The 16190-nt window shown below is 46.5% G+C and carries 15 protein-coding genes and 1 tRNA gene; 6 read left to right on the top strand and 10 right to left on the bottom strand.

The genetic code is table 11. The features are described 5' to 3' along the window. The first annotated feature begins 32 nt into the window (after positions 1–32). The gene (locus ACLVWR_RS07845; RefSeq protein ID WP_413583253.1) at positions 33–809 is read left to right on the top strand and encodes a hypothetical protein; all 777 of its coding nucleotides are present in this window, start codon (positions 33–35) and stop codon (positions 807–809) included. Positions 810–823: 14 nt separating this feature from the next. Here ACLVWR_RS07845 and ACLVWR_RS07840 read toward each other — a convergent pair whose 3' ends face one another. The 3 genes from ACLVWR_RS07840 to ACLVWR_RS07830 all read right to left on the bottom strand — a co-directional run bounded on the left by ACLVWR_RS07840 (position 824) and on the right by ACLVWR_RS07830 (position 3440). Next, positions 824–1306 carry a DUF4442 domain-containing protein gene (locus ACLVWR_RS07840; protein ID WP_340598458.1) on the bottom strand — a complete coding sequence of 161 codons (483 nt, stop codon included), beginning with the start codon at positions 1304–1306 and terminating at the stop codon, positions 824–826. A 12-nt stretch (positions 1307–1318) separates the two neighbouring features. Further along, a complete protein-coding gene (locus ACLVWR_RS07835) occupies positions 1319–1759 on the bottom strand; it encodes an SRPBCC family protein (protein ID WP_413583491.1) in 441 nt (146 codons plus the stop codon). 148 nt (positions 1760–1907) lie between these two features. Continuing rightward, positions 1908–3440, bottom strand: a complete 1533-nt coding sequence (locus ACLVWR_RS07830; protein WP_413583252.1) for a YiiX/YebB-like N1pC/P60 family cysteine hydrolase — start codon at positions 3438–3440, stop codon at positions 1908–1910. Between the two features lie 222 nt (positions 3441–3662). On the opposite strand from ACLVWR_RS07830, the gene ACLVWR_RS07825 reads away from it, so the two are divergent. Both ACLVWR_RS07825 and ACLVWR_RS07820 read left to right on the top strand, forming a co-directional pair. Further along, positions 3663–6086 (top strand): PA14 domain-containing protein, encoded by a 2424-nt coding sequence (locus ACLVWR_RS07825; protein ID WP_413583251.1) that lies wholly within the window; start codon positions 3663–3665, stop codon positions 6084–6086. A 105-nt stretch (positions 6087–6191) separates the two neighbouring features. After that, positions 6192–7298: a hypothetical protein gene (locus ACLVWR_RS07820; RefSeq protein WP_413583250.1), complete on the top strand. Its 1107-nt coding sequence runs from the start codon at positions 6192–6194 to the stop codon at positions 7296–7298. Here the strand turns inward: ACLVWR_RS07820 and ACLVWR_RS07815 are convergent. Further along, positions 7291–7767, bottom strand: a complete 477-nt coding sequence (locus tag ACLVWR_RS07815) for a VOC family protein (protein WP_413583249.1) — start codon at positions 7765–7767, stop codon at positions 7291–7293. The genes ACLVWR_RS07820 and ACLVWR_RS07815 overlap by 8 nt on opposite strands. 135 nt (positions 7768–7902) lie before the next feature. Between ACLVWR_RS07815 and ACLVWR_RS07810 the strand changes: the two genes are divergently transcribed. Together ACLVWR_RS07810 and ACLVWR_RS07805 are read left to right on the top strand one after the other, a co-directional pair. After that, a complete protein-coding gene (locus ACLVWR_RS07810; protein ID WP_413583248.1) occupies positions 7903–9099 on the top strand; it encodes an MFS transporter in 1197 nt (398 codons plus the stop codon). A gap of 97 nt (positions 9100–9196) precedes the next feature. Continuing rightward, positions 9197–9595, top strand: a complete 399-nt coding sequence (locus ACLVWR_RS07805) for an SRPBCC domain-containing protein (RefSeq protein ID WP_413583247.1) — start codon at positions 9197–9199, stop codon at positions 9593–9595. Here the strand turns inward: ACLVWR_RS07805 and ACLVWR_RS07800 are convergent. From ACLVWR_RS07800 to ACLVWR_RS07785, 4 genes are all read right to left on the bottom strand, one after another. Further along, entirely contained in the window at positions 9592–10038 is a 447-nt protein-coding gene (locus ACLVWR_RS07800; RefSeq protein WP_413583246.1) for a 3'-5' exonuclease, read from the bottom strand. The two genes, ACLVWR_RS07805 and ACLVWR_RS07800, sit on opposite strands and share 4 nt — an antisense overlap. A 123-nt stretch (positions 10039–10161) precedes the next feature. Further along, positions 10162–10252: transfer RNA gene (locus ACLVWR_RS07795), tRNA-Ser, on the bottom strand. 99 nt (positions 10253–10351) lie between these two features. After that, positions 10352–11650, bottom strand: a complete 1299-nt coding sequence (locus tag ACLVWR_RS07790) for a beta-sandwich domain-containing protein (protein WP_413583245.1) — start codon at positions 11648–11650, stop codon at positions 10352–10354. Positions 11651–11683: 33 nt separating this feature from the next. Beyond that, positions 11684–13282: a L,D-transpeptidase family protein gene (locus ACLVWR_RS07785; protein ID WP_413583244.1), complete on the bottom strand. Its 1599-nt coding sequence runs from the start codon at positions 13280–13282 to the stop codon at positions 11684–11686. Positions 13283–13521: 239 nt separating this feature from the next. Here ACLVWR_RS07785 and ACLVWR_RS07780 point away from each other — a divergent pair, with 239 nt between their 5' ends. After that, positions 13522–14028: a pyridoxamine 5'-phosphate oxidase family protein gene (locus tag ACLVWR_RS07780; RefSeq protein WP_413583243.1), complete on the top strand. Its 507-nt coding sequence runs from the start codon at positions 13522–13524 to the stop codon at positions 14026–14028. A gap of 54 nt (positions 14029–14082) precedes the next feature. On the opposite strand, the gene ACLVWR_RS07775 is transcribed toward ACLVWR_RS07780, so the two are convergent. Together ACLVWR_RS07775 and ACLVWR_RS07770 are read right to left on the bottom strand one after the other, a co-directional pair. Next, on the bottom strand, positions 14083–14319 hold the full coding sequence (locus ACLVWR_RS07775) for a hypothetical protein (RefSeq protein WP_413583242.1): 237 nt from the start codon (positions 14317–14319) through the stop codon (positions 14083–14085). A 143-nt stretch (positions 14320–14462) separates the two neighbouring features. Then, the gene (locus ACLVWR_RS07770) at positions 14463–16187 is read right to left on the bottom strand and encodes a DEAD/DEAH box helicase (protein WP_413583241.1); all 1725 of its coding nucleotides are present in this window, start codon (positions 16185–16187) and stop codon (positions 14463–14465) included. Positions 16188–16190: the final 3 nt, after the last annotated feature.

The raw sequence follows: 16190 nt of genomic DNA, 5'->3' as shown, positions 1-16190 counted from the left end.
TCCTCACTCATCGTAAGGGGTGGGAAATAGCTATGGGATTACTAAGAAATCTTATTCTGATAAGCACGGTTTTATTATCACTGCCATCTTTAGCTTCATCCATTTATGCCTCGAATACTACCAAGTATTCCACGTACTCCATGCATGCTGACCGCGCTCTTCAGCTTAATTCCGGGAACCTGATCGTAACCAGGGATTCCGTGCCTTCCAAAGCCTCCGCAGTCTGGAAGCTCTTTGTGAAGGCCTGTGTTCCCAGCGTCCGCAACCACCGCTATTCCAAAACTTTGAAAGTGAGCAGTTCAGGGAAGTTCACAGTCCTGGATTTTCAATGCGACAACAAGAACGACTTCAATGCCATTCCCGACACTATTCAGTTCATCGTGACATTGGATGAGCATATGTTGCTTGCGGATTTACAGCTCCTGCAGTTTTCCACTGAGATTTCCCGACCTGCCAACATAAAAACAGATGATCCTTCAGACATCCTGATGGAAGTGGGCGCGGGAACTTTGGTTCAGGGATTGGCTACCACCGACGGTGATGATCCCGAAAGAAACACGAAAGTTATTAACTCGGTTGCAGACACTCTGGTCGCAGTTTCAACGGCCGCCTTGGCCTACAAACAATGGAATATAACCAAGAAGCAGGCCTACTGGATCGGAGTTGCATCCAGCGTTGTGGCCAGTCTATTGCGTGGCGCCTACGACACCTACTCCGGTGATAAAATAATCGATGCCTCTGATAAAATCAGTGCGGCACCGGGTGCTCTGCCCAGCAATATCGATATTCGTTTTCAGATTTCTTTTTAGAAATTCGAGTGCGGCTATTTCTTTTTCTTGCGCACATAGAGCTTTTTAAGAACAGTCGCCACCACCTCACCTTTGATATCCACTACTTGTACAGGAAGATCAAAGATGTACTTTTCGCCAGAGGCAGTTTCTTTTAGAACTCTATTAATGATCTCATCATCAATTCGGAACTCAACAGTGACCTGGCTTTTCCCCGGAGAAACGAAATCAATAGTCGCCCCTTTATCCCAGACATAATAATCCTGTCCCAGGTTATTGATCAGCATCAGCATATAAAATGGATCCGTCATCGCATAAAGGGAACCACCAAATTGAGTGCCCACGTAATTGCGATTGTACCAGGTTTGCTTAAGGCAAACTTTGATGTAGCGGTAGTCTTTGGAAATTTCCATGATTCTAATACCGGCGCCCAAGTATGGCGGCCAGATGCTAATCAGCTCCTTAACCACCCAACCCGGAGTTTTTGAACCCATTTTTCTAAGCAACGCCGTTATCATTCGCACAACCTCTTATCTATTTTCCAGAATAGATTTTAAAGTCTGCAGGTCTTTGTGTACAGCTCTTTGATCCTTTTCAAAATCTTCATCTGACATTTTGGGAAGACGATATAGTGTGAATATCACTTCGCTGCCCTCGCCATTGCGAACGACTCGCAGCGGATTATGATTTACCTCCCCTGAAGGCAATGTCACATCGTGATCCAGTACTCCCAGATTATTTCTGGGGACGAAGCGGATCTTAACCTTACCCATCGGCGACTCTGCAATCCACCCATCATCTGACTGCTTCATTTGAGCTTTGGTTAAACCCTGCGCCCATAGCGGCATATTCTCGGGCTGAACCATGAACTCATACACTTCGCTGGCACTTTTACGGATTGAAACGCTCGCTTGATGGACTGGATAGGTCACAAGAATTCCCTTCGTAGGTCGCACGACCGACTTGAACATCTTAACTTGGGCATTTGCGGTGTAAATAGAAATGAACAAACACAACAGTGCTACGGTGAAATTTAGCTTCATCTTTCCCCCACTGATCGTATTGAAGAATCTTATGTGGATTTATTCAATACGAACAACGGGGAAGTGATAGAAATCACTATTCGCAGCTTTTGGAATCACTGTAGAAGAAGCCATGGAACTGGGAGCGATCAATGCCTGGAAGCTCGAAGCGCTTGCCATTCTTACAATCCTGCACTCTGAAAGCCTCATTGATAGCCAGCATGTCCTGGAACGAAGGAAGATAACCATTCTTTTTATAGTACTCTGCTTCCTTTTTATAAATATTCTTTTCCAGTGCTGCTGCGACAGTTTCAAACTGCACGGTGGTTTTTATCGTTTCCACCGGCATATACTTGGGCAAAGACTCTTTCGCCACACCAAACTGCCTTACTAACTTCGCAAGATATGATTTTGAGCTATGGCCAAGATCCCAATGGAAATCATAGCCCTTTTCAATCATCCAACTATAGACACTTTGCAGGACTGCATCCTGCATGCGAACCTGGCGCAGCAGTGGCATGAATCTGTATTCAGCAATAAAGTCAAAACGCGGGTCCACTTCGACATCGTATGGAGCAAACAAAGATGTTTTGGTCACCCCAAGAGTGCGTGGATACTTATGATCTTTAAACTTGGTAGTCGTGCTACGGAATTTTGGAATCATCACCTTTCCGCCCGAGGCCTTGTCATAGGCGACGCGGATCACTTCTGAGCAGAACATTGAGGAGTAGTCATCGTCGTTCATGGAAAAATCGTAGCGAATGCCTTGTTTGCGTTCCAACGCTCCCTGCGCAAGATCATACATATAACGAGCCGCTTTCTTGGCAAGTGCCTGATCAGGATATCGGAACAAAGCCACTCGTGAATCTTCGGCCTGACGCCATTTTTCCAATGGTGTGACAACCACCCCGTATTGGATCAAGGCTTCCACAACATATTTATTACCGGCTTTATCCTCGCCAACAATAGCGGCATGAGAAAAGTTTCCCTCTTCGTCGGCAATACGTGCAATCATGGCTGACACATAGGATTTGCCTCTTATCAGCATCACGTCACCAGACTGCAACTGAAATCCTTTAAACTTTGGGTTTGTCCAAGTACTGGGTTGTTCATCTATCAAAACTGGGGTTTTCTTAAACGTGTAAACCTTTTGAGCATAAAGCCAATCCAAAATATATTCTTCCGTAAATCGTGCGTATTGAAATCCTTCACGAATCTTCTGGATGCAATTGCCTTCCAGCTCATTCCTGGAATCAAACTGTTTAAGTTTCTCATGCAAGGTCACGCGGATCTGAAACACGGTGTTTAAAAGGTCGGGACCCTTTGTTTTCAGCTGCTCTTTTTCTGCATCAGTCTTAGGGATAAAATGGTTCGCCGGAAGGTAAAACAAGTAATCAGTGACCTTGTTCACGACCTCTGCGCAAGTTCGAGCGTTGAATACATTGGGATTATTCAAGTCAGACAGGACTTTCTTGGAGCCGGTAAAAAGCTCATCCGTGCCGAAAACTGCAGTGGAACTTTCGGCTGGAGTTCTTTCAGAAGAAGAAATGGTGTCGTCACCTGTGTATTTTGCGAAAAACAAAGCTGAAACTAAAACCACGAGCGCGAAACCCACAATGTACTTCTTCACGTCCATCCCTCCGAATCTATTACCATAATCGGTATTATCACTGTTTCCCATGATAGGACCAAGGACGGAGAAGTTTCCCGACCAAAGTGTGATTTTCTGCAGGGATCATGATTCAAAAGTTATATGCACCAGAATTCTTGTTTCTTGATTGTAACGAAAAATCGAACGGTTGCGCACGTTTGCATTATGAAGACCTGGGATTCTGCGACCGATATATAAGACATGTTCAATGTAGTTCGGCACGTTCTTCTTCTACTTACAGTTACCGTTTTCTTCACGGGATGCAGTTCTCAGTCCGAAGAAGACGAGAATTCAACCAATCCGGTTGCTTCAACGCCAACCCCTGTTGCCGAATACTCAATTGGTGGTTCGATTGCGGGTTTGGCACACGACTCAATCTCTGTACGCCTCAATGGCTCCGAAACCAAAACTTTAAGCTCTGGCGCAACAAGCTTTGCCTTCACCACCAAAATCAAATCAGGTGATGCATATACAGTTTCAATTCTCTCCCTCCCTCAAAATCCGACCATCCAGTGCTCCTTACAGAATTCTAGCGGGACAGTGGCAAGCGCTGATGTCAGCAATATTCAGATCAGCTGCCCGACACTGAACTCGATTTCGATTTCAAATGTTCCAGCGCAATTAAATCGAGGAGCGACCTTCACCGCTGATGCGGTCGGGGTTTATTCAGATAGCCAGGTCAGAAATTTGAAGGACTTTGGGGTCTGGGATTCCTCTGACGTTTCCGTTTTAAGTCGCAGCGATTCTGATTTCTCCGGAGATGCGGCGGGCACTTCCAATGTGACCTTCACGTTTGCAGGAACTCAAGTCAGCAGATCCGTGACAGTTAAATCCACAACCCTCACCTCCTTGCAAATCAGCCCCAGCCAGGTCACCATGCTTGCGGCAACGCTAAAGAATCTTAAAGTAACAGGAACCTACAACGATGGCTCCACTCAGGACCTCACGGGCGTTGCTACCTGGAGCAGCTCTGACAACAACAAGGTCACTGTCGACAACGCTTCAAATAAAGGACTTTTGCAATCCGTTGCCGGAGGCACAGCCAATGTGATGGCGGAAGTCGGTGCAGTTTCCGCCACCCGCTCCATTACAGTTTCCAGCAGCTCTGTTTCTTCGATATCTTTAAGTCCGGCGCTTATTAACAGCTCCATTGGACTGTCGCAAAGTATTCGCGCCATGGCAGTTCTATCTGACGGGTCAACCACTGACGTCACAAATTCATCCTCCTGGTCGTTAGTTGACGCTTCGATCGCCATTTTTAATTCAGGATTTGTTCAAGCTCTGAGTGCCGGGAATACGGCAATCTCTTCCACACTTGGTTCCGCTACGGGATCGGGTTTGGTTAAAGTGTCGGCGAAAAAACTAAATTCTCTTACCGCTTCTGAAACCAGCATTTCACTACCGGCAGGGAGCCAAAAGAAAGTTACGATCACAGCGAACTATGATGACAATAGCACCGAAGTCGTCAATGAACTTGTGGATTGGGTCGTCGCAGACAATCAGGTGGTAACCGCAAAAAATTTCGACCATCAAAAAGGTACACTTATCGCCCAAGCGGCAGGTTCCACTAACGTTCAGGTTTTATGGCAGGGGAAATCCACTGTTATATCCTTTACGACCACTGCTGCAACCGTTTCAAGTATCAGACTAAGTCCGCCAGGATTGATGATTCCAAAGAACGTTAATATCCCCCTTAAAGCCTATGCCACTTTCTCAGATGGCATCGAATATGATGTTACGGAAAATGCAAGCTTCACGGTCTCTAATGCCAGCATTGGACAAATCAGCGCAGCCGCCGAAAACAAAGGAACTTTGCTGAATACCTACACCGGCAGCTCCACCGTGGGATTTCAGATCACCACCAGTATGCAGGGAAAATCTGCTTCCACAGAATGGGTTCTGGCTCCTGCAACTTTGAATAGCATTGTGCTCAATCCAAACTCTGTCAGTATTAACAGTGGTAAGAAATTTCAAGCACGGGCCTACGGGCAATTCAGCGATGGCGGCAGCACGGATTTGACGGACCTTGTGAACTGGTCCTCCAGCCAAAGCAGTGTGATGAGCGTCAGCAATTTTGATCTTGAAAAAGGTGAAGTGACTTCTCTTACCGAAGGCACCGCAGTACTGACTGCAGCCTTAGGGCCTGTCAGTGGCACACTCAACGTAACTGTCAGTGATTCGGCGACCGAGAATCTGGCAGAGCAAGGCATGGGACTACGCGGCTCTTACTATGCAAACAGAACTTTGACCGCTTCTGGATTTAAGGGATCGCGCATTGACGGCACGATCAACTTTGACTGGGCCGCTGGCGCAGCTCCCTTAGGTGTTGGCGATCAGTTCTCCATTCGCTGGTCAGGAAAGATTCTGGCCCAGTATTCCGAAACATACACGTTCTGCACGCGTTCTGATGATGGAGTCCGCTTGAAGATAAATAATGTCTATGTCGTCAACAATTGGACGGACCACGCAGTTACTGAAAACTGCGGCACTATTGCCCTGGTCGCCGGTCAAAAATATGACGTCGAACTGGATTTCTATGAAAATAGCGGAAGCTCTGTGATTCAGCTTTACTGGCAGAGCCCCTCTCGAACTAAACAGATTGTTCCTCGGCAGTTCCTGTTTTGAAAACCACTCCTAGTCCATAGCCCAGATTAAAAACACGAACTTTCTTCTTTCGCTGTTCCCTAGGAAAATCAAATTATTAGTAATCCGAACAAGGGACATCACAGAATGAAAGTACTCTGGGCAGTTTGTGTCTGTTTCTACTCTTCATGCACATTCGCCTCCTTTGGATTAAATCCCATCCCTGAAGATCATCTTAAATCCAACACCGAAGTTCTGACTGTAACGAACATGCCTCGAACGCGCTCTCAGGATTCCCTCGGAATTTGCTATTCTTTTGTTGCCACGACAATCCTGGATGAAGCGTATTGTGTTGAAAATAAGATTGCCGACTGCACCAATGCCACTGATACCCAAAAGCACTCTGTTTTGGATTCAACTCGCTATACAGTGAAGGGACCTTCTGCGACTGAATACGCCGGCGAGAAAGACAATCGTGATTATCTTTGGGGAATTAATGAAGGTGGTTCTCCGCAATTTGTATTGCATAGAGCACTTCAGAATTGGACGGTCAATGAGGCTTGTGCACCCTTTGATCAATTGGTTTCAAAAATTCCTGATGCAAAAAAAGCATCCGAACTTGAATACGCAATGTGGAAGACCTTCAAAGATGCCTATAAAACCTATCAAAAAAAATCCAAATCCTGCCCTAAGTGTGGACTTGAATACGCTACCGCTAAAGCCGAAGAACTAAAAAGGAACTACGGTTTAAAAACAAGCAATCAGGAAATTCTGGAAGCCTTTTCAATGGAAACTTATGCCATATTTTTGGATAGACTTCTGATTCCTTATGAAAGCTGCCTTGATCATCAGCTTGAACCTTTAAGCAAATGGGAACTTCAACAGTTTCCGACTAAAAAGAAAAGCAACTATTCTGAAACAATCTCAAAGGTCAAAGAGGTGCTAGCCAAGAAAAGACCTATTGCCATGAGCTTCTGCACACAGAATGAACTTAAGGTAAAGAGCATAAAGGCCTGCTTGGAACTGAAAGATAAAAATGGTAATCCAGCAGGGCTCGGCCACGGAGTTGTCATAAAGGGATATCGTAAAGTTTGCAAAAGTCCTGGCGACTGTTACGACGCCGTTCAAGTTCAAAATTCCTGGGGTGAAAGTTGGCAGAAAGCCAACAGCGATGGATGGGTGGACGCCAAGGTCCTTTTGGATCGATCATTCTATGAACTTGGCGCCCTGACATGGATCGAGAAATCTAACTAACCGCTGCCTGAAGAGTTGCAATATCAATCTTTTGCATCGTCATCATCGAATCAAATGCTTTCTTGGCGATTTTTGGGTCTGAGCTGGTGGTTAAATCCAACAAAACTCTGGGCGTGATCTGCCAGGAGAATCCCCAACGGTCCTTACACCAACCACAGTCGCTGGCGGCCCCACCGTTATCTATGATGGTATTCCAAAGGTGATCTGTTTCTTTTTGATCTTCAGTGATGACCATAAAGCTTACAGACTCATTGGGCTTAAATATTGGTCCTCCGTTAAGCCCCACGAACTTGCGCCCCATGACTGTGAACTCAACCGTCAGCTCCACACCCTCTTTTCCGCCTGGAAATTCCCCAGGGGCTTTATTCACTCGGCCCACACTGCTGTTGGGAAACGTTTTCGCATAAAAAGCAGCGGCTTTGCTGGCCTCCCCATGGTCAAACCAAACGCAGGTTACTAATTCACTCATAGTTTTTCTCCTTCTTGCTGTGGATAATAAAATGCTTTGAATATCATACGCGAGATATCTTCTTAAACCAGTCGAGTTGGAAATTAATTTAAATACCTGACACAAGGTTCACAACAATTGTGCTATCCTCTGCCCATGTCATCACGCATTCCTCGCAGTCTTTTGTCATTAGCCATTGGTGGTTTCGGTATCGGTCTTACAGAATTCGTCATCATGGGACTTCTTCCTGATGTTGCGAAGGCTATGAACGTCACAATCGCGCAAGCAGGTCACTACATTGCCGCTTATGCATTAGGAGTCGTTGTCGGAGCTCCGTTACTAGTGATTGCGGGGCGCAACCTTCCTCCCAAAAAAATGCTATTGGCATTGATGACACTCTTTACGGTGTTCAACGGATTATCGGCATTGGCACCCAACAGCACGGCATTGTTGATTCTAAGATTTTTATCGGGACTTCCACACGGAGCTTACTTTGGCGTCGGAGCCGTTGTCGCCGGCAGAATTGCTGGACCAGGTAAAGCCGCCTCTGCTTTCGCAGTCATGCTAAGCGGTCTGACGATCTGTAATATCATCGGCGTTCCAATAGCTACCTATATTGGCCAGATGGTCAGCTGGCGCGCATCCTTTGCGTTAGTCGCTGTCGTCGGTGTCGCAACTCTCATCGCAATCTCAATGACGATTCCCGATTTCGAATCAGAAAACAAAGGTGGTAGCGTCCGTCAGGATTTCGTGATCTTCAAAAATCCCTCCCTATGGTACGCCATCGTCATTGCCTCTATTGGCTTTGGCGGCTTCTTTGCCTGGTTTAGTTATATCACTCCCCTGCTTACAAACGTGACTGGAGTGTCGAAAGAATATGTTCCTTACTTCCTGTCATTGGCTGGAGTGGGAATGACTGTGGGCAATTGGATGGGCGGAAGAATGGCTGATTCAATGTCAGCGATTAAAGCGGTTGTGTACCTGCTGATCGCTATGATCTCAGTACTGATATTGGATTCTTTGTTGGCTTCGCATCTTATCCCGATGATCTTCCTGACTTTTACAACTGGTGCCATCGCCATGGCTATGGGAGCTCCGATACAAATCATCCTGATCAACTCCTCGAAGGAATCCCCCTTGCTGGGCTCCTCCATCGGCCAAGGTGCTTTTAATTTAGGGAATTCCCTGGGCGCATTCCTGGGAGGACTGCCTTTGGCGGCGGGACTGACCTTCAACTCCCCACTGTGGGTCGGCGCGGGTCTTGCGTTCACTGGTTTGATAGTCGCCATTAAACTTTTCCGCAAAGGTGGCAAGATAGATTTGCCGGTATCCAAAGACCAGCTAATGCACTAACTGCAATCAGGTTTTTGCTTCGCAACAACCACGACACTTCCGGTTCCCGTGTTTTAGCGACTCCGCTATAATGATAGACAATCTCGGGAGGTCGGAAGTGTGTAAAACAATAAAGCAGAAAGTTCATTTTAAAGCTCCTCCAGAAGTAATTTACAAACTGCTCACAGATTCAAAAAAGTACGCTTCTATAACCGGGAAAAAGGCCAGCATTGGCAAGTCAGCCGGAGCTCCATTTTCCGTTTATGGGGGCCAAGCGACCGGTATAATTGTCGAGCTGGTTCGAAACAAAAGAATTGTCCAGGCATGGAAAGGGCATAGCTTCCCTGAGGGTATCTTCTCGATGGCGACTTTCAATTTAAAGCCGACAGCCAAAAACGACACAGAGCTGGTTTTGATTCATCGAGGCGTGCCCAAAGAAATGATTCCATCTATTGAACTGGGATGGCGCAAGTACAACTGGGATCCGATAAAAAAGTATTTGGAAAATCTAGCTTAAGATTGCGAAGTCAGCTTTTGATAAAGCTTAAGGCCGATCCAGGCATCTGTTGCCGCATACAGAATCTGCTTTTCGGTTAAAACCTGTGCGTCCCAATTTGTGGTTTTAGGACCTTTGGAAATCGTGGCGTGCAGAACTTCTTCAGTCATACCTTTAAGGCCAATATTATTTAACTTCATAGATTTAGCCACGGTTTGCAGTTCAATAAAGCCGTGCGGATGAAATGGAAATCGCTTTTGCAATTGCTTAAGGTCATCCCTGATTGCCGCGCCAACTTTAACGACTTCAGGATTCTCAAAAATATTTTTAATTACTTCAGTATGTCCGATGTGCTTAAGACGAATAATATAGGCGTCAGTGTCTGTCGCCAATTGCAACATGGACACTGGATAGGACTCGCCCTTTTTAAAAGACGGTCGCGTTTCCGTATCAAAGCCAAGCATTGCATGAGATTCCAGCTCGCGCGAAATCCGATGTAGTTCTTGATCCGTATTGATCAGATGAATTTTCCCAGGAAAAGATAGAAACTTGAACGTCGGATGGGTCATGTATTTGCTTTGCAAAAATGGCGGACAGGGAGAGATTCGAACTCTCGGTAGGCTTTTGACCTACACACGCGTTCCAGGCGTGCGCCTTCAGCCACTCGGCCACCTGTCCATCGGGAACGATCTGAAGAGGAGCCAACATAGCATGATGGCTCCTCCGAAGGCAATAGTGACTCTGCGCATCAAGGCGCTAGAATTCGGTCATTTTGGACTAATGGATCAGCTTATATCCCAACGTGTACTCCGCCAAGATGTTCAAATATCTTTGCGCCACAGCCTGTGGATACTCCCCGTTGGAGTTATACTTAGCCTGAAACTCCACGATCATTTGATAACGTTGTTCAACGTCCATCATTCGCACTTCAACTTTCAAAGCGTTTTCAGCAACAAGGAATGCGGATGCACTCATGTTCTTGCTGGCATCCTTCAGGAACTCGCCGTCCTTCGCTGCAATGTACTCTTTGTACAGCTTCAAACCTTGTGCTTCACCTTCGCGGAAAGTAAGGCTTGCTGCCAAAATCTCCTTACGGTACTGCTCAGGAGCAAAGTCGCGAACTTTGATCGCAAGTTTTTCGAAGCTAGCGCGTGCCCGGGCATCAGCTGCCATCGTTTGAAGTTTCTTATGGAACTCTGCAGACATCTTCAACAACGTATCGCTTGAGAACTTTCTGCAAGGCAGTTCGTTTTGCATAGCAATCGTCAACACATCCATCGTTGCAGACAGAAGATCACGATATGCAGGCTCAGAAACACCACCAACGCGAACCGCATTGTACTGATCAGCAAAGAAATTAATCAACGTCACCAAGTATGCGGATGAAGCATAAGCACCGTTCGTGCGCATTGTGGAAATAAACTCTCTGACCTGATCTTTCAGTTGATTGCCAGCGAATTTCTCCTGAACAGAACCTGCCGCAGCACCTTCTGCACGACCAACCCACAGTTGCACCGGCTCAAGTTTATCTTTCAACAATGCATCCAGGTTGCGTTTGCATGAATACTCAGGGATGCGATTTCCCACCGCCAAACGTGGAGCCTCTTTCGTAGAGTGCGCCGTGATGTCCATTGCGGCTTCACCACCCATCGCCTCTGCCAATACTTCAACAGCCATGATGCTTGCCTGAGTCGTTACGATCTCAGAACTTACCGGCTGATTGCCATCGTTGATATTGATTCCCGTCAGCTGGCGCAAAGGAATGCGATCATTCTGTGTCGTAACCAGAGTCGCCGAGTAGACTTTGGCGCGCCCCAATTTAGACGAAAGCTCGATACGCACCAATGGAAGTGCCTTAATCAGCTCCAGTCTATAAATCTCACCGCCCACAGAGCGGGTGATGGATTCGATACGTCCTGTACCCGAATAAGTCGCCTCTGAAGGCGGCTGCGTCGGTTGAGTTGGTGGTGCCGGTGGCTTCGGCAATTGACCGCGGCCTTTATCCGCCGCTGACGGATTTGCGCTGGCCATCTGCGCACTCGCTAGTACCAATAGTAAAATCTTACCGTAATGCATTTCGAACCCCTTTCGAATCTTCAGTTGATATCTTTAATTAGTTCCCCAATATTCACTGCTCTCATTTCCCACAATCAGCGGCGTCAAATATTTTTTGATCGCATTATTCTGACCATATATGTCGTCGACGAATCGGACCACACCATCAGAACTCATCATGGAAGTTAAATAAGCCGTGTATACTGGCGTTTGCTTTGATTTCGGAATTGGAATCTCGGTCGACTTGGACATCACCTCACCTGGGCGAGCCACCATCGATTCGATAGTCTTGCGATCCCAAGCGGTGTCCTCAAGCAGATACTCCGCAAGTTCAAATGGCTTCTCCAGACGAATGCAACCCGAACTTAACTGGCGCATGGGTTCGTTGAAAAGCTCACGTGCATTTGTGTCATGCAGGTAAATCAGGAATCCATTCGTAAGATCAAACTTCACCACACCCAGCGCATTTCCTAAATGAGGCAATTGGCGGATATGGATGTCATAGTTCACGCGCCCCGTACTTAATCCCATCCAATCGATTGTGGTTGGATCTATTTTGCGGCGGTAGTCACCACTCCATACTTCATAGTGATGAGAATCAAAGTATTCACGAATCTGCTGCTTATTCAGCACCTTCAGATCATTTACTTTGTCTTCACTAAATATAGTCGGCGGCACTGTCCAGAAAGGATTCAAAATAACCTCAACCACCATATCCCGCATCGTCGGAGATTTGCGTGTCGGTCTGCCATTCACTGTACGGAAGCTCATCACCCGATTGTAGTCAGGATTCGAGACGTCCATTAAAATGAAGTACGACATCGCCAGATTCACGAAAATGTAGCGATCCTCAAAGTATTGCGGGAACCAGCGCATCTTTTCCATATCCACTTGCAATTGCCGAGCACGCTCGCCGCAAGGAACACTTAAGAACTGCCAGACTTTTCCTTTAGGAGAAATCTCTCCGTCAGGCTTGATCCGCAAGCCCCATTGAATGTCTGTGACCGCATTCAAAAGATCGACGTCAAAGATATCGTTCATGTTTGACATCCTATAGCCCATAATCGCAAGGCGCGCTTTGATCTGCGGAATCACAGGATTCTTTGTATACATTCTTAGAGGCACGTTGACCGGTGTAATCTCTTTCCAAGAGCCATCCACACACGTCGGGTAAATTTTAAGATAACCTTCTCGTGCAGATTGGTAGGGTGAATTTTGTGGAGCGACTTCATCCATCAAACTTTCGGCGTCATTCCCCGTGGCCACAACGATCGCGCGAAGCTGCTTCGCACTTAAGAAATCCTTTTTTGCAAACTTAATATCATAGCCAACAAACTGCGGATCCACACTTCCCGCATATAAATGCCCAAGCATACGCAGAAAGGCCTTATTCGCCGCCGAGCGAATATTGACCCCTTTTGCATAATTGGACTCTAACGAATCTGGCCAATACTGCTTGGGATTCAACCCATGCTTCCAACTTTTTTTGATAGCGGCACGCATGTCTGCAACCGAAATATTTGCTACCACCGTATTGTAATCGATCGGCTCAGCCGGTTTAGGCTTAGCTTGTGTCTGCAGTTGCGCCCATGCAATTGCAGGCAACACCGACGCGATTACGATACACTTCGTAAATCGACGAACTACTTCCATGTTATGTTCCCCTCAGTGATGGACCTCAGACTAGGCGGCTGCTTTTTATAAGGGAAAATATTTTGGATTCAGCTGTGAAATCACATGGGGTTTTAGTCTGGGAACTGGCAGCAGAACAAATTTACGCCAATCTGAATTGCTAATCTATGCCACATGACTGTTCCATCATTGTGAAAAGTCACCTTGGGACCCACGAATATCTGCGGGATAATTTTAATTAACAAGATGAGGAGTTCGACATGGAAGACAATTCAAAACACTCCAGTCCGGAGGTTAAGAAACTCAGCGATCTGATTTCAGATATCAAGATTGCTATGCTGGTAACAGTTTCTGGTGGCAATAGTTTGCATAGCGCTCCACTTGTCACCCAGGGAATCGAGGCTGACGGCAGTCTTTGGTTCATCATCTCTAGGGCTTCCCAAAAGGCCTCTGATATTCAAAACGAAAATCGTGTGAATATCACGTACTCCGGCAGCGGTACCTATGTGTCCGTCACCGGTTTTGCGGAGCTGATCGATGATCACCCGGAAAAGGTTCGCCAGATGTGGTCGAAGGGTTACGAAGTGTGGTTCCCTCAAGGCCCTAACGATCCGAACGTTCAATTGCTAAAAGTTGAAATTGAAAAGGCCGAATACTGGGAAGGACATTCTAATCCGGTCTCAAAAATGCTGGAGTTTGTGAAGCTGACAACAGGTTCAAAACATCTGAAAATGGGCAGCCATGGAGAGTTGAATCTAAGACATTAGTCTTCTGAGAAAATTTGGATAAAAAAAAGGACCTCATCGAGGTCCTTTTTCATTTTAGTTAGCTTTCGCTTCGCAACGAGCTGCGTATCTGATGTGGATGCCTCTTTGGTTTACATAGTCCACGCAAGTAAGGTTTTTGCCTTCGCAGTCATCAGCCAATACAACTTGGCCATCTGTTTCACGAACAACCTGGTTATCCAGGCAATAGGACAATACTTTAATGTTGATAGTGTCATCGATAGCCATCGCAGAAGAAGAAATCAAAAGCATTGCAGCGATCATTGTTTTCATAAAAAACTCCTTGGATTTAGTAAATTAAAGACCGCGCAGAAATACTATTCTCCGGGGAACTTTGCAACCAACGACAATCCTAGAAACCCTGTTTTTGGCAAACTTGCTTGATCGTCAAAAGATTAGACAGCAGGGGCTGGGCCCTATTCGAATATCTTTTCGCGTATAGCCCAAAAGCTCTTTTGCTTACGAGCAATGACAAACATAGGGGAACGGAACAGCGACTGCATTTTGATAGCGTCATCGGCAGACTTGATGAACAATTTCTTTCCCGGAAGCCTTAAGTGCATACGAGTAAAGTTAAAGTAGAAAGCCCGGCTGTCCGAGGCATTATTCAGGTAAAAGTACTCGGTCAGGGCTTTGGCATCCACGTCGTGGTATTTAACCTCCAGGCGCTCGCTGCCCTTCTTGTCATAGCCTTTTGCATAAGTGACTGAATCCACCCTTAAGACATGGGCATCTTTAAGGGCCATTGCTTCCTTGAGCTTTTTATCATTGTCGACCAGGACAGCCTGACACCCTTCGCAGCTTCGTGCCGCAATATCGTTTTCGTGCCCGCAGTCAGGACAACGTTTGAAGCGAAATCTAAATCCGCAGGGCTCCACTTCAGAAGTCACTGTATCCTGGAATGCTCCTTTGCAACGGCGACCAAAATGCTCGGTCACTTCACCTTCGGCGTCTTTGATTCCCCAAAAGTTGTTAACGGTCCCGCACTCTGGACAAGGAACCTCCACCATGACGGTGTGACCCGCCGGCTTGTCGTCATCAATCTCCGGAGAATACAGATCGTGATCCTGGCCAGTATAGTCAAGTACCAGACAGTCCGATTTCCCTTCGCTAAGCCGAAGTCCCCGCCCCACAATCTGCTGGTACAAGCTTACTGATTCCGTGGGTCTTAGAATCGCTATGACATCCACGTGAGGAGCATCAAATCCAGTTGTCAAAACTGAAACATTCACCAGGAACTTAAGTTTGCGGACCTTGAAGGCATTGATTATTTCATCGCGCTCCTCGACTTCGGTGTCCCCGACAACCAAGGCCGATACATATGGCGGCAGGCTTTTCATGATTTCAATCGCGTGATTAACTGAGCTTGTAAAAATCATCACCCCATGACGATCCACCGACATATCCACAATGTTTTTAATAATTAAAGGCGTGATCCGCTTTTGATCTTTAAGCAAAGCCTCAATCTGCGACGTCACATAACTTGTGCCATGCAGTTTAAGACTGGAGAAATCATAGCATGCGACGGGAGAGTCAATTTTCAATGGCGGCGTCAGATACTTGTTCTTGATCATGTATCCAATGGAAAGTTCATAAATGCACTTTTTAAAGAATCTGTCCTCTGTGGTCTGCTGAAGCTTCCTATCCTGATGATAGTTATAAATCCAGCCCAGTCCCAATCGGTACGGTGTCGCGGTCAATCCCAGAACACAAATCTCCGGATTCAGCCTCCTCAGCTTTGCGACAACTTGAAAGTACTGCGTTTCGCCTTCCATCGATACACGATGACACTCATCTATCACAACAAGAGAGAAGTTATCAAAAAACCCCTCTTCTGCCCGGGCAATGGATTGAATACTTCCGAAAATAACTTTTTGCGAGGAGTCTTTGCGATCCAGGCCTGCAGAAAAAATACCGGCATCCAATCCGAAAGAAATATACTTCGCATGGTTCTGCTCGACCAGTTCTTTGACGTGGGCCATGACCAGAACGCGGCCACGCGCCAGTCGCGCCAGTTCTGCAATGACCAGACTTTTACCCGCGCCCGTTGGCAGCACAATCACCGCTGGTGCTTTTTCCTTGCGAAAATGTTGAAGCGTCGCTTGGACAGCTTCCTGTTGATACGGGCGCAGTTGATACATAGT

The sequence above is a fragment of the Bdellovibrio sp. HCB288 genome, assembly GCF_047305935.1.
Taxonomy (GTDB): domain Bacteria; phylum Bdellovibrionota; class Bdellovibrionia; order Bdellovibrionales; family Bdellovibrionaceae; genus Bdellovibrio.
This window is presented reverse-complemented; position numbering and strand designations above follow the sequence as displayed.

Coding starts and splice junctions, on each gene's coding strand:
- ACLVWR_RS07790 (WP_413583245.1), bottom strand. CDS start 11,650: ATGCATTACGGTAAGATTTTACTATTGGTACTAGCGAGTGCGCAGATG.
- ACLVWR_RS07800 (WP_413583246.1), bottom strand. CDS start 10,038: ATGCTTGGCTTTGATACGGAAACGCGACCGTCTTTTAAAAAGGGCGAG.
- ACLVWR_RS07770 (WP_413583241.1), bottom strand. CDS start 16,187: ATGTATCAACTGCGCCCGTATCAACAGGAAGCTGTCCAAGCGACGCTT.
- ACLVWR_RS07825 (WP_413583251.1), top strand. CDS start 3,663: ATGTTCAATGTAGTTCGGCACGTTCTTCTTCTACTTACAGTTACCGTT.
- ACLVWR_RS07780 (WP_413583243.1), top strand. CDS start 13,522: ATGGAAGACAATTCAAAACACTCCAGTCCGGAGGTTAAGAAACTCAGC.
- ACLVWR_RS07820 (WP_413583250.1), top strand. CDS start 6,192: ATGAAAGTACTCTGGGCAGTTTGTGTCTGTTTCTACTCTTCATGCACA.
- ACLVWR_RS07775 (WP_413583242.1), bottom strand. CDS start 14,319: ATGAAAACAATGATCGCTGCAATGCTTTTGATTTCTTCTTCTGCGATG.
- ACLVWR_RS07810 (WP_413583248.1), top strand. CDS start 7,903: ATGTCATCACGCATTCCTCGCAGTCTTTTGTCATTAGCCATTGGTGGT.
- ACLVWR_RS07785 (WP_413583244.1), bottom strand. CDS start 13,282: ATGGAAGTAGTTCGTCGATTTACGAAGTGTATCGTAATCGCGTCGGTG.
- ACLVWR_RS07835 (WP_413583491.1), bottom strand. CDS start 1,759: ATGTTCAAGTCGGTCGTGCGACCTACGAAGGGAATTCTTGTGACCTAT.
- ACLVWR_RS07815 (WP_413583249.1), bottom strand. CDS start 7,767: ATGAGTGAATTAGTAACCTGCGTTTGGTTTGACCATGGGGAGGCCAGC.
- ACLVWR_RS07840 (WP_340598458.1), bottom strand. CDS start 1,306: ATGATAACGGCGTTGCTTAGAAAAATGGGTTCAAAAACTCCGGGTTGG.
- ACLVWR_RS07845 (WP_413583253.1), top strand. CDS start 33: ATGGGATTACTAAGAAATCTTATTCTGATAAGCACGGTTTTATTATCA.